Genomic DNA, 13,338 nt, shown 5'->3' with positions numbered 1-13,338 from the left:
GAATGCCTTTTAAACCCTTAGTGACTGCAGGAATGGAAAGTTTGCTTAATTCATTCCTGTATCGTTCGCCGGCGTTGAAAACGGCGCGAGCGCGTCTGCTGGGAAAAGTGCTGCGTGTAGAGCTAAAAGGCTTTTCGACATCATTAATTCTGCTGTTCAGCGAACGCCAGGTTGACGTGCTGGGCGAGTGGGCTGGCGAGGCCGATTGTACGGTGATCACCCATGCCAGCGTGTTGCCAAAATTACGCGATCGCCAGCAACTGACAGCGCTGATTCGCAGTGGTGAACTGGAAGTGCAGGGTGATATTCAGGTTGTGCAGAATTTCGTTGCCCTTGCCGATCTGGCGGAATTCGATCCTGCTGAACTGCTGGCGCCCTATACTGGCGACATCGCAGCAGAAGGGATCAGCAAAGCCCTGCGCGGCGGGGCAAAATTTCTCCGTCACGGGATCCAACGTCAGCAACGTTATGTTGCCGAAGCCATTACGGAAGAGTGGCGAATGGCGCCCGGACCGCTTGAGGTTGCCTGGTTCGCGGAAGAAACGGCAGCTGTGGAACGCGCTGTCGATGCGCTGATCCGGCGGCTGGAAAAACTGGAGGCTAAATGACGCCAGGTGAAGTACGGCGCCTATATTTCATCATTCGCACTTTCCTAAGTTACGGACTTGATGAGCTCATCCCCAAAATGCGGATCACGCTGCCGCTACGGTTATGGCGTTACTGCCTGTTCTGGATGCCAAACCGGCATAAAGACAAATTACTGGGAGAGCGACTGAGACTGGCTCTGCAGGAGTTAGGGCCGGTGTGGATCAAGTTTGGCCAAATGCTCTCGACCCGCCGCGATCTCTTCCCTCCGCATATCGCCGATCAGCTGGCGTTGTTACAGGACAAAGTCGCCCCCTTCGATGGCAAGCTGGCGAAAGCGCAAATTGAAGAAGCGATGGGTGGACTGCCTGTTGAAGCCTGGTTTGATGAGTTTGAGATTCAGCCGCTGGCATCGGCGTCGGTTGCCCAGGTGCACACCGCAAGACTGAAATCGAACGGCAAAGAGGTCGTTATCAAAGTCATCCGTCCGGACATTCTGCCGGTCATCAAAGCAGATCTGAGACTGATCTATCGGCTTGCCCGTTGGGTGCCGCGCCTACTGCCGGACGGTCGCCGTCTGCGCCCGACGGAAGTGGTGCGGGAATATGAAAAGACGCTGATTGATGAGCTGAATCTGTTGCGCGAATCGGCCAACGCGATTCAACTGCGGCGAAACTTTGAAGACAGCCCAATGCTCTATATCCCGGAAGTCTATTCTGACTACTGCAGTGAGAATATGATGGTGATGGAACGCATTTACGGCATCCCGGTTTCCGATGTGGTGACGCTGGAGAAAAACGGCACCAACATGAAGTTGCTGGCGGAGCGTGGCGTGCAGGTTTTCTTCACTCAGGTCTTTCGCGACAGCTTTTTCCACGCGGATATGCACCCCGGGAACATCTTTGTCAGTTATGAACACCCCGAAAACCCGAAATATATTGGCATTGATTGCGGCATTGTCGGCTCCTTAAACAAGGAAGATAAGCGTTACCTGGCGGAGAACTTCATCGCGTTCTTTAATCGTGATTACCGCAAGGTTGCGGAACTGCATGTCGATTCTGGCTGGGTTCCGCCGGATACCAACGTTGAAGAGTTTGAGTTTGCGATTCGTACCGTGTGCGAGCCTATCTTCGAGAAACCGCTGGCAGAAATCTCGTTTGGTCACGTTTTGTTAAACCTTTTCAATACGGCGCGTCGATTTAACATGGAAGTGCAGCCCCAACTGGTATTGTTGCAGAAGACATTACTGTATGTTGAGGGCGTAGGTCGTCAGCTCTATCCGCAGTTGGATCTCTGGAAAACGGCGAAGCCTTTTCTGGAATCATGGATTAAAGATCAGGTCGGTATTCCGGCGCTGGTCAGGGCATTTAAGGAAAAAGCGCCGTTCTGGGTCGAAAAAATGCCAGAACTCCCCGAACTGGTGTACGACAGTTTGCGCCAGGGCAAATATTTACAGCACAGTGTTGATAAGATTGCGCGCGAGCTTCAGGAGAATCATGTGCGTCAGGGCCAATCCCGTTACTTATTGGGAATTGGCGCCACGTTACTATTAAGTGGGACATTCCTGCTGATTAATCGTCCTGAATGGGGCTATATGCCCGGCTGGTTAATGGCGGGTGGCCTGGTCGCCTGGATTGTCGGCTGGCGCAAAACTCGCTGATTTTTTCATCGCTCAAGGCAGGCCGGGTAACGTATACTACGGCCTTAATAATTCATCATCTATCACAGAGGAACATGTATGGGTGGTATCAGTATTTGGCAGTTGGTGATCATTGCCGTCATCGTTGTACTGTTGTTTGGCACCAAGAAGCTCGGCTCCATCGGTTCCGATCTTGGCGCATCCATCAAAGGCTTCAAAAAAGCCATGAGTGATGATGATGCTAAACAGGATAAAGCCAGTCAGGACGCTGACTTTACCGCGAAGTCTATTACTGACAAACCGGCAGACGCTGATAAAGAAACTGCGAAAAAAGAAGACGCGAAAAGCCACGATAAAGAGCAGGTGTAATTCGTGTTTGATATCGGTTTTAGCGAACTGTTACTGGTGTTTATTATCGGCCTCGTCGTACTGGGGCCGCAGCGATTGCCGGTAGCCGTCAAAACGATAGCTGGCTGGGTACGCGCATTGCGATCCCTTGCGACCACCGTTCAGAATGAACTGACCCAGGAGCTTAAGCTCCAGGAGTTTCAGGACAGCCTGAAAAAGGTTGAGAAAGCGAGCCTGGAAAACCTGACTCCCGAGCTGAAAGCCTCGATGGATGAACTGCGCCAGGCGGCGGAGTCAATGAAGCGTTCCTATAGCGCAAACGAGCCCGAAAAAGCGAGCGACGAAGCGCACACCATCCATAACCCGGTGGTGAAAGGGAACGAAGAACAGCATGAAGGGGTCACGCCCGCCACTGCTGAAGTCCAGGCCAGCGCACCGGAACAGGCTCCTGAGATTGTCGGGGAGACGCCTCCTGCCGTCAACGTGAAGGACGCTGAACCGAAAACCGCTGCCCCTGTTGCTGGCTCCTCCCCTACGTCGAGTGATAAACCGTAAACATGGCTGTAGAAGATACTCAACCGCTTATCACGCACCTGATTGAGCTGCGTAAACGTCTGCTTAACTGCATTATTGCGGTTATCGTGATTTTTCTGGCATTGGTCTATTTTGCCAATGACATCTATCACCTGGTTTCCTCGCCGCTTATCAAACAGTTGCCGCAGGGTGCGACCATGATCGCGACGGATGTCGCATCACCGTTCTTCACCCCGATCAAATTAACCTTCATGGTGTCGCTGATCCTGTCAGCGCCGGTGATCCTTTATCAGGTCTGGGCGTTTATCGCGCCAGCGCTGTATAAGCATGAGCGCCGCATGGTGGTGCCGTTACTGATCTCCAGCTCGTTACTGTTCTATATCGGCATGGCGTTTGCCTACTTTGTCGTGTTCCCGCTGGCGTTTGGCTTCCTTGCCAATACCGCGCCGGAAGGCGTACAGGTTTCGACGGATATTGCCAGCTATCTGAGCTTTGTCATGGCGCTGTTTATGGCGTTCGGGGTCTCGTTTGAGGTTCCCGTAGCCATTGTGTTGCTCTGCTGGATGGGGGTGACTACACCGGATGATTTGCGTAAAAAACGGCCTTACGTGCTGGTCGGCGCGTTTGTGGTGGGGATGTTGCTGACGCCGCCGGATGTTTTTTCGCAGACGTTACTGGCGATTCCGATGTACTGCCTGTTTGAAGTCGGCGTTTTCTTCTCACGTTTCTATGTCGGTAAACGACAGACGCGGGATGAAGATAACGAGGCGGAATCAGAAGCCGACGCTGAGAAAGCCGAGAAGACAGAAGAGTAAATTCAACCGCCCGCCAGGGCGGTTGTCATATGGAGCGAAGCATGTTTGATATCGGCGTTAATTTAACCAGCTCGCAGTTTTTAAAAGACCGTGATGAGGTTGTGGCGCGCGCGACCGCCGCTGGTGTGAATGGCCTGCTTCTTACCGGAACCAATGTGCATGAAAGCCAGCAGGCGCAGCGACTGGCGCAGATCTATCCTCACTGCTGGTCGACGGCCGGTGTTCATCCACACGACAGCAGCCAGTGGCAGCCTGCAACTGAGGAGGCGATTGTGGCGCTGGCGTCCAGGCCTGAGGTCGTGGCGATTGGCGAATGTGGCCTTGATTTCAATCGCAATTTTTCCACCCCGCAGGAACAAGAGCGGGCGTTTGACGCACAGTTGCGTATCGCTGCTGAGTTACAGATGCCGGTCTTTATGCATTGTCGTGATGCGCATACACGATTTCTGACGCTGTTGGATCCGTGGCTGGACAAACTCCCGGGTGCGGTGCTGCACTGCTTTACCGGCACGCGCGAAGAGATGCAGGCGTGTGTCGACAGGGGCATGTACATCGGTATTACGGGCTGGGTATGTGATGAACGTCGTGGGCTTGAGCTGCGCGAATTGCTACCGTTTATTCCGGCCGAACAGTTGCTGATTGAAACCGATGCGCCGTATCTGTTGCCGCGCGATCTCTCGCCGAAACCCGCATCGCGACGTAACGAACCGGCACATCTGCCACATATTCTTGAGCGTATTGCCCACTGGCGAGGAGACGATCTGCAATGGCTTTCCGCCACAACGGATGCGAACGTCAGGAAGCTGTTTGGAATTACGTTCTGAGTCGCCGTTAAAGCTTACGGAAACCGGTATTTTTCACGCTCTGCTTCACCTCTTTATTCAACAGGTTGAGCAGCAGCATGGAACGCGCTTCACCGTCCGGTTCAGTGAAGATCGCTTGCAGGCCTTCAAAAGCGCCTTCCGTGATGACCACACGGTCGCCAGGGTAAGGCGTTTCAGGGTCGACAATGCCTTCTGGTTTATAGACGGAGAGCTGGTGAATTACCGTGGAAGGGACAATTGCCGGTGATGCGCCAAAGCGGACAAAATGGCTGACGCCGCGCGTGGCATTGATCGTCGTGGTATGAATCACTTCCGGGTCAAATTCCACGAACAAATAGTTAGGGAACAGGGGTTCGCTGACTGCAGTACGTTTTCCACGCACCATTTTTTCCAGGGTGATCATCGGTGTCAGGCAGCTCACTGCCTGTCTTTCGAGGTGTTCCTGAGCACGCTGAAGTTGCCCGCGTTTGCAGTACAGTAAATACCAGGATTGCATAATGACTCTTATCCGCTTATTCGGGGCGCAAGCATAGCAAATGCAAGGCGTGAAGTTAATTATAATCCCGGCGGCGGCGGTGGGCTGCCAGAGTTCACGCTAATTTAACAAAAATACAGCATCACGATGATGAACGCCGTATAATGAGGCGCTTACGAAGAGGCCACAATGGACGCCATGAAATATCACGATTTACGCGACTTCCTGACGCTGCTTGAACAACAGGGCGAACTCAAACGCATTACGCTTGAAGTGGATCCATACCTGGAAATCACAGAAATTGCCGACCGCACGCTGCGTGCCGGTGGCCCTGCGCTGCTGTTTGAAAACCCCAAAGGCTATTCAATGCCGGTGTTGTGTAACCTGTTCGGTACGCCAAAACGTGTCGCGATGGGGATGGGGCAGGATGATGTCTCTGCGCTGCGGGAAGTGGGTAAATTACTGGCCTTTTTGAAAGAGCCAGAGCCGCCGAAGGGCTTTCGCGATCTGTTTGATAAGCTGCCGCAGTTCAAACAGGTGCTGAATATGCCGACGAAGCGACTGCGCGGTGCGCCTTGTCAGCAAAAAATCATCTCTGGCGATGACGTCGATTTAAATCGAATTCCCATTATGACCTGCTGGCCAGAAGACGCTGCGCCGCTCATTACCTGGGGGCTGACCGTAACGCGTGGCCCGCATAAAGAGCGGCAGAATCTGGGCATTTATCGCCAGCAGTTGATTGGCAAAAATAAACTGATCATGCGCTGGCTGTCCCATCGCGGCGGCGCGCTTGATTATCAGGAGTGGTGTGCGGCGCATCCGGGTGAACCTTTCCCGGTTTCCGTTGCGCTGGGGGCTGATCCTGCCACTATTCTGGGCGCAGTGACGCCGGTACCGGACACACTCTCAGAGTACGCCTTTGCCGGTCTGCTGCGCGGCACGAAAACCGAAGTGGTTAAATGCCTGTCTAACGATCTTGAAGTGCCTGCCAGTGCGGAAATTGTGTTGGAAGGGTATATCGATCCGGGTGAAACGGCGCCGGAAGGCCCGTATGGCGACCATACGGGATATTACAATGAAGTGGATAGCTTCCCGGTCTTTACCGTTACGCATATTACTCAGCGTGAGGATGCGATTTACCATTCGACCTACACCGGTCGTCCGCCGGATGAGCCTGCCGTACTTGGCGTTGCGCTGAATGAAGTGTTTGTGCCGATTCTGCAAAAACAGTTCCCGGAAATCGTCGATTTTTACCTGCCTCCGGAAGGGTGCTCTTATCGCCTTGCCGTCGTCACGATTAAAAAACAGTACGCGGGGCATGCGAAACGCGTCATGATGGGTGTCTGGTCATTTTTACGCCAGTTTATGTACACCAAATTTGTTATCGTTTGTGATGATGACGTCAATGCACGCGACTGGAACGATGTGATTTGGGCGATTACCACCCGTATGGACCCGGCCAGGGACACGGTGCTGGTAGAGAATACGCCAATTGATTATCTGGATTTTGCCTCGCCGGTCTCCGGTCTGGGTTCAAAAATGGGGCTGGATGCCACAAACAAATGGCCAGGTGAAACCCAACGTGAGTGGGGACGTCCAATTAAAAAAGATCCCGACGTGACCGCCCGCATCGATGCGATTTGGGATGAGCTGGCCATCTTTAATGACGGTAAAGGCGCCTGAGGCGCTCGTTTTGCCCTACAGACCCATAGAGGGAGCGCATGACAACCTTAAGCTGTAAAGTGACCTCGGTAGAAGCTATCACTGATACCGTATACCGTGTTCGTTTAGTACCCGACGCGGCATTTTCCTTTCGTGCCGGTCAATATTTGATGGTCGTGATGGATGAGCGGGACAAACGCCCGTTCTCGATGGCCTCTACGCCGGATGAGCAAGGTTTTATTGAGCTCCACATTGGCGCGTCAGAAATTAATCTCTATGCCAAAGCGGTGATGGATCGCATCCTGAAAGACCATGAGATAACGATAGATATTCCGCACGGCGACGCATGGCTGCGTGACGATGAAGAGCGTCCGCTGATCCTGATTGCTGGCGGTACGGGTTTTTCTTACGCCCGTTCCATTCTGCTGACAGCGCTGGCGCATAATCCCAATCGTGAGGTCACGATTTACTGGGGGGGGCGCGAAGAGAAGCATCTCTACGATCTCTCTGAACTTGAAGCGCTCTCTGTCAACCATCCCAATCTGCGCGTCGAAGCCGTGGTGGAACAACCGGAAGCTGGCTGGCGTGGACGTACAGGAACGGTCTTAACGGCGGTGTTGCAGGATCACGGAACACTGGCCGATCATGACATCTACATTGCCGGACGTTTTGAGATGGCGAAAATTGCGCGTGACCTGTTCTGTAATGAGCGCAGCGCACGTGAAGATCGCCTGTTTGGCGACGCGTTCGCATTTATCTGAGAAAAGAAACGAAGAAGAAAAAACCCGCCCCTGACAGGCGGGAAGAACGGCAACTAAATTGTTATACAGTGACGTTTTCGTTGTAGGCCGGATAAGATGCTTTAGCGTCGCCATCCGGCAATCGAGCCGGGGGCGCTTCGCTTACCCGGCCTACAATGAGTGAATATCTTTACACCCGCTCAAATACCGTCGCGATACCCTGACCCAATCCAATACACATCGTCGCCAGACCGAACTGGACATCTTTGCGTTCCATCAGGTTCAGCAGCGTGGTGCTGATACGTGCACCAGAACAACCCAGCGGGTGACCGAGCGCGATCGCCCCACCGTTAAGGTTGATCTTCTCGTCGATCTGCTCCATCAACCCCAGATCTTTAATGCATGGCAGGATCTGCGCAGCAAACGCTTCGTTCATCTCAAACAAACCGATATCGCTGGTGGAAAGCCCCGCTTTTTTCAGCGCCAGCGTTGACGCAGGCACCGGGCCGTATCCCATGATGGAAGGGTCACAACCCACCACCGCCATTGAACGCACCCGGGCGCGTGGTTTCAGGCCTAACTCGCGGGCACGACTCGCGCTCATCACCAGCATGGCGGCGGCGCCATCGGAGAGTGCAGAAGAGGTGCCTGCGGTGACCGTGCCGCTGACCGGGTCAAACGCCGGACGTAAGGTGGACAGCGCTTCAACCGTGGTTTCCGGACGGATCACTTCGTCGTAGTTAAACTGCTTCAGCACGCCATCGGCGTCATGCCCGCCGGTTGGGATAATTTCATTCTTAAATGCGCCAGACTGCGTTGCGGCCCAGGCGCGGGCGTGTGAACGCGCGGCAAAGGCATCCTGCATTTCACGGCTGATGCCGTGCATGCGGGAGAGCATCTCCGCCGTCAGTCCCATCATGCCCGCCGCTTTGGCGACGTTACGGCTCAGACCCGGGTGGAAATCGACGCCGTGGCTCATCGGCACATGGCCCATATGTTCCACGCCACCCACCAGACAGGCCTGTGCATCACCGGTCATGATCATTCGTGCGGCGTCATGCAATGCCTGCATGGAGGAGCCACACAGACGGTTGACGGTCACCGCCGGAACGGAGTGGGGAACTTCCGCTAACAACGCCGCGTTACGGGCGATGTTAAAGCCTTGCTCCAGCGTCTGCTGCACGCAACCCCAGTAGATGTCATCAAGCGCTGCCGCTTCAAGCGCCGGATTACGCGCCAGCAGACTGCGCATCAAATGTGCGGAGAGATCTTCCGCACGCACGTTGCGAAACGCGCCCCCTTTCGAACGGCCCATTGGGGTACGGATCGCATCAACAATTACAACCTGTTCCATTGTGACTCCTTAAGCCGTTTTCAGGTCGCCGACCGGACGGGCAGGCTCAACCGGGGGATAATACGGTTCGTTATGACGCGCTTTATTACGCAGACCTTCCGGAACGTCATATAACGGACCGAGGTGCTGATACTGTTGCGCCATATCGAGATACTTCGCGCTGCCGAGCGTATCCAGCCAACGGAACGCGCCGCCGTGGAACGGAGGGAAGCCCAGACCGTAAACCAGCGCCATATCGGCCTCTGCCGGACTGGCGATAATGCCTTCTTCGAGACAGCGCACCACTTCGTTGACCATCGGGATCATCATACGGGCGATAATCTCGTCTTCGCTGAAATCACGCTTCGCGTTACTGACGTCAGCCAGCAGGTCGTCAACGGTGGCATCCTCTTCTTTCTTCGGCTTACCTTTGTTGTCTTCTTTATAGCGCCAGAAGCCCAGACCGTTCTTCTGACCAAAACGACTGGCGTCAAACAGCGCATCAATCGCGTCGCGATAATCTTTTTGCATCCGCTGCGGGAAGCCTGCGGACATCACAGCCTGCGCGTGATGTGCGGTATCAATGCCCACGACGTCAAGCAGGTACGCCGGGCCCATCGGCCAGCCGAACTGTTTTTCCATGACCTTGTCGACTTTGCGGAAGTCCGCACCGTCGCGCAGTAACTGGCTGAATCCAGCGAAGTAAGGGAACAGCACGCGGTTAACAAAGAAGCCAGGGCAGTCGTTCACCACAATCGGCGTTTTGCCCATTTTGCTGGCCCAGGCGACCACTTTCGCGATGGTTTCATCGGCGCTTTTCTCGCCACGAATGATCTCAACCAGCGGCATCCGGTGAACCGGGTTAAAGAAGTGCATACCGCAGAAATTTTCCGGGCGTTTCAGCACGCTTGCCAGTTCGCTAATGGGGATGGTGGAGGTGTTCGATGCCAGCACGGTATCCGGTCGAACTTTATCTTCGGTTTCCGCCAGCACGGCCTTTTTCACTTTCGGGTTTTCAACCACCGCTTCGACCACGACGTCGACGCGATCAAAACCGGCATAGTCCAGCGTAGGGTGAATGGTCGAAATCACGCCCGCCATCTTCAGACCGTCAATTTTGCCTCGCTCAAGCTGTTTGTTCAGCAGTTTCGCCGCTTCGGTCATTCCGAGGGTCAGGGATTTGTCGTTGATATCTTTCATGATAACCGGCACGCCTTTCCACGCCGACTGATACGCGATACCGCCGCCCATAATACCTGCGCCCAGCACAGCAGCCTGCTTTGGCGTTTCAACGTCTTTGGTCAGCTTCTTCGCTTTGCCTTTCACATATTGATCGTTAAGGAAGATACCGACCAGCGCGCGGGCTTCATTGGTGTGCGCCAGCGGGACAAAGCTTTTGTTTTCCAGATTAAGCGCTTCTTCACGGCCAAATCGCGCGGCGGCTTCAATGGTTTTCACCGCGGTCATCGGGGCCGGATAATGTTTGCCTGCCGTTTGCGCGACCATGCCTTTGGCAATGGTAAAGCTCATGGCGGCTTCAATTTTGCTGAGCTTCAGCGGTTCCAGCTTCGGTTGACGCTTCGCTTTCCAGTCCAGATCGCCGTTGATGGCCTGACGTAAAACGGCTTTTGCGCCCTCAATCAGTTTTTCTGCTTTTACGACGCCATCGACCAGACCGATTTTCAGCGCTTGTTCCGCACCAACGTCTTTACCGGCTGCAATGATCTCCAGCGCGCTGTCCGCGCCTAACATGCGCGGCATACGTACGGAACCGCCAAAGCCAGGCATGATGCCCAGTTTGGTTTCTGGCAGACCGATACGCAGATCCGGCGTCGCCAGGCGGTAATCGGTCGCCAGTACACATTCGCAGCCGCCGCCCAGCGCATAACCGTTAACCGCAGAGAGGGTCGGAACCGGCAGATCTTCCAGACGGTTAAAGACGCTGTTGGCGAAATGCAACCACTGGCTGAGCTGTTCTTCGGGAACGAGAAACAGCGACAAGAATTCGGTGATATCCGCACCGACGATAAAGGCCGCTTTATTCGAACGCAGCAGCAGCCCTTTTAAATCTGTTTGTTTTTCCAGTACGTCCAGCGCCTGGCCGAGGCTGGCGACGGTTGCTGTGTCGAGTTTGTTCACTGAGCCTGGGGCATCGAACACCAGTTCGGCGATGCCATCTTCCAGCCAGTCGAGGTACAGGTTGTCGCCTTTGTAAAGCATGTCAGTCTCCTGAATCCGCAAGGTGATCTGGTCATACCAGATGAAGCGAAGTGTGTATTTTATGTTAATAAAATGCAAATGACTGATTAAAAAAATGCCGATCCGATCACACCTGGTAGAAATCACGCTCTCGTGAATCGATGTGCTAAGATGCGGAGACTTGAGGTCGAAAAAACAGAAGGATAGAAAATGGAATCACTGGCCGCACTCTATAAAAATCATATCGTTACCTTACAAGAACGGACGCGTGATGCGCTGGAACGCTTTAAGCTTGATGCGCTGCTTATTCACTCCGGCGAGCTGGTTAACGTTTTTCTCGACGATCATCCTTACCCGTTTAAGGTTAATCCGCAGTTTAAAGCCTGGGTACCGGTGACTCAGGTTCCCAACTGCTGGTTGCTGGTTGATGGGGTGAACAAACCCAAGCTGTGGTTTTACTTGCCGGTCGATTACTGGCACAACGTAGAACCGCTGCCGACCTCCTTCTGGACTGAAGACGTTGAGGTGATTGCCCTGCCGAAGGCGGATGGCATTGGTAGTCAACTGCCTGCCGCGCGCGGCAATATTGGTTATATCGGCCCGGTTCCGGAGCGTGCGTTGCAACTGGAGATCGCCGCCAGCAATATCAACCCGAAAGGGGTGATCGACTATCTGCACTATTACCGCGCCTACAAAACGGACTACGAACTGGCCTGCATGCGTGAAGCGCAGAAAATGGCAGTGAATGGGCACCGTGCGGCGGAAGAAGCCTTCCGTTCGGGGATGAGCGAGTTTGATATCAACCTGGCCTATCTGACTGCGACCGGTCACCGTGACACCGATGTGCCGTACAGCAATATCGTGGCGCTGAACGAGCATGCGTCGGTTCTGCATTATACGAAGCTGGATCACCAGGCACCGTCTGAAATCCGCAGCTTCCTGTTGGATGCCGGTGCGGAGTACAACGGTTATGCCGCAGACCTGACCCGTACCTGGTCGGCGAAAAGCGACAACGAGTATGCGCAGTTAGTGAAAGATGTGAATGACGAACAGCTGGCGCTGATTGCCACCATGAAAGCGGGTGTCAGCTATGTGGATTATCACGTTCAGTTCCATCAGCGTATTGCGAAACTGCTGCGTAAGCATCAGCTCGTCACCGACATGAGCGAAGAGGCGATGGTCGAAAACGATCTCACCGGACCGTTTATGCCGCACGGTATCGGCCATCCGCTGGGCCTGCAGGTGCATGATGTTGCTGGCTTTATGCAGGATGACAGCGGTACGCATCTTGCCGCGCCGTCCAAATATCCGTATCTGCGCTGCACCCGTGTGCTCCAGCCGGGCATGGTGCTGACCATTGAACCGGGCTTTTATTTCATCGAATCTCTGCTCGCGCCGTGGCGTGAAGGGCAGTTCAGCAAACACTTCAACTGGCAGAAAATTGAAGCGCTGAAACCGTTTGGTGGTATTCGTATTGAAGACAACGTGGTGATCCACGAGAACAACGTTGAAAACATGACGCGGGATCTGAAACTGGCGTAATGGACAGTTGGTTAATCCCTGCGGCACCGGTCACCGTCGTCGAAGAGATCAAAAAAAGCCGCTTCATTACGTTGTTGGCGCATACCGATGGCGTTGAGGCGGCAAAGGCGTTTGTGGAATCAGTCAGAGCGGAGCACCCGGACGCCCGTCACCATTGCGTGGCGTGGGTGGCGGGAGCGCCCGATGATTCGCAGCAACTGGGCTTTTCAGATGATGGTGAACCGGCGGGAACGGCAGGCAAGCCGATGCTCGCGCAGTTGATGGGCAGCGGAGTTGGGGAAATTACCGCCGTCGTCGTGCGCTATTACGGCGGGATCTTACTCGGCACCGGCGGACTGGTTAAAGCCTATGGCGGTGGGGTAAACCAGGCATTGCGTCAGTTAACGACGCAGCGCAAGACGCCATTAACCGAATATACTTTGCAGTGTGAGTACGCGCAGTTGGCTGGCGTTGAAGCACTTCTGGGTCAATATGACGGCAAAATCGTCACCAGTGATTACCAGGCATTCGTTCGGTTACGGGTGGCGCTTCCTTATGCGAAATTGGATGAATTTTCAGCAAAGCTGGCGGATTTTAGTCGTGGTTCATTGCAATTGTTAGCGATTGAAGAATAATCCCCACCTCATTTTGAAGAACTAAGGA

General features: G+C 54.1%; 13 protein-coding genes. 10 read left to right on the top strand and 3 right to left on the bottom strand.

The genetic code is table 11. The features are described 5' to 3' along the window. The first annotated feature begins 2 nt into the window (after positions 1 to 2). The 6 genes from ubiJ (at position 3) to tatD (ending at position 4,745) form a co-directional block, all read left to right on the top strand. Positions 3 to 608, top strand: a complete 606-nt coding sequence (gene ubiJ, locus WM46_RS19010) for a ubiquinone biosynthesis protein UbiJ (protein WP_102603038.1) — start codon at positions 3 to 5, stop codon at positions 606 to 608. Further along, positions 605 to 2,245 (top strand): ubiquinone biosynthesis regulatory protein kinase UbiB, encoded by a 1,641-nt coding sequence (gene ubiB, locus WM46_RS19005; protein WP_061075745.1) that lies wholly within the window; start codon positions 605 to 607, stop codon positions 2,243 to 2,245. The genes ubiJ and ubiB overlap by 4 nt, the downstream gene beginning before the upstream one ends. A 78-nt stretch (positions 2,246 to 2,323) precedes the next feature. Further along, on the top strand, positions 2,324 to 2,593 hold the full coding sequence (gene tatA, locus WM46_RS19000; RefSeq protein WP_061075744.1) for a Sec-independent protein translocase subunit TatA: 270 nt from the start codon (positions 2,324 to 2,326) through the stop codon (positions 2,591 to 2,593). Positions 2,594 to 2,596: 3 nt separating this feature from the next. Beyond that, entirely contained in the window at positions 2,597 to 3,127 is a 531-nt protein-coding gene (tatB, locus tag WM46_RS18995; RefSeq protein ID WP_061075743.1) for a Sec-independent protein translocase protein TatB, read from the top strand. A gap of 2 nt (positions 3,128 to 3,129) precedes the next feature. Then, a complete protein-coding gene (tatC, locus tag WM46_RS18990) occupies positions 3,130 to 3,921 on the top strand; it encodes a Sec-independent protein translocase subunit TatC (protein WP_061075742.1) in 792 nt (263 codons plus the stop codon). A gap of 41 nt (positions 3,922 to 3,962) precedes the next feature. Next, on the top strand, positions 3,963 to 4,745 hold the full coding sequence (gene tatD / locus WM46_RS18985; protein WP_102603037.1) for a 3'-5' ssDNA/RNA exonuclease TatD: 783 nt from the start codon (positions 3,963 to 3,965) through the stop codon (positions 4,743 to 4,745). Between the two features lie 7 nt (positions 4,746 to 4,752). On the opposite strand, the gene rfaH is transcribed toward tatD, so the two are convergent. Next, positions 4,753 to 5,241: a transcription/translation regulatory transformer protein RfaH gene (gene rfaH, locus WM46_RS18980; protein ID WP_042326178.1), complete on the bottom strand. Its 489-nt coding sequence runs from the start codon at positions 5,239 to 5,241 to the stop codon at positions 4,753 to 4,755. A 168-nt stretch (positions 5,242 to 5,409) separates the two neighbouring features. Between rfaH and ubiD the strand changes: the two genes are divergently transcribed. Together ubiD and fre are read left to right on the top strand one after the other, a co-directional pair. Further along, positions 5,410 to 6,903 (top strand): 4-hydroxy-3-polyprenylbenzoate decarboxylase, encoded by a 1,494-nt coding sequence (gene ubiD, locus WM46_RS18975; protein ID WP_102603036.1) that lies wholly within the window; start codon positions 5,410 to 5,412, stop codon positions 6,901 to 6,903. 38 nt (positions 6,904 to 6,941) lie between these two features. After that, entirely contained in the window at positions 6,942 to 7,643 is a 702-nt protein-coding gene (fre, locus tag WM46_RS18970; RefSeq protein ID WP_061075740.1) for an NAD(P)H-flavin reductase, read from the top strand. Between the two features lie 169 nt (positions 7,644 to 7,812). On the opposite strand, the gene fadA is transcribed toward fre, so the two are convergent. Next, complete coding sequence (fadA, locus tag WM46_RS18965; protein ID WP_061075739.1) at positions 7,813 to 8,976, bottom strand: acetyl-CoA C-acyltransferase FadA; 1,164 nt, start codon at positions 8,974 to 8,976, stop codon at positions 7,813 to 7,815. A gap of 9 nt (positions 8,977 to 8,985) precedes the next feature. Next, positions 8,986 to 11,175 carry a fatty acid oxidation complex subunit alpha FadB gene (fadB, locus tag WM46_RS18960; protein ID WP_102603035.1) on the bottom strand — a complete coding sequence of 730 codons (2,190 nt, stop codon included), beginning with the start codon at positions 11,173 to 11,175 and terminating at the stop codon, positions 8,986 to 8,988. A gap of 189 nt (positions 11,176 to 11,364) precedes the next feature. On the opposite strand from fadB, the gene pepQ reads away from it, so the two are divergent. Then, positions 11,365 to 12,696: a Xaa-Pro dipeptidase gene (gene pepQ / locus WM46_RS18955; RefSeq protein WP_061075737.1), complete on the top strand. Its 1,332-nt coding sequence runs from the start codon at positions 11,365 to 11,367 to the stop codon at positions 12,694 to 12,696. Continuing rightward, positions 12,696 to 13,310 carry an IMPACT family protein gene (locus tag WM46_RS18950; RefSeq protein WP_102603034.1) on the top strand — a complete coding sequence of 205 codons (615 nt, stop codon included), beginning with the start codon at positions 12,696 to 12,698 and terminating at the stop codon, positions 13,308 to 13,310. Before pepQ ends, WM46_RS18950 begins: the two co-directional genes overlap by 1 nt. The last annotated feature ends 28 nt before the right edge of the window (positions 13,311 to 13,338 follow it).

The sequence above is a fragment of the Citrobacter freundii complex sp. CFNIH2 genome (assembly GCF_002880615.1).
Lineage (GTDB): Bacteria > Pseudomonadota > Gammaproteobacteria > Enterobacterales > Enterobacteriaceae > Citrobacter_A > Citrobacter_A amalonaticus_F.
This window is presented reverse-complemented; position numbering and strand designations above follow the sequence as displayed.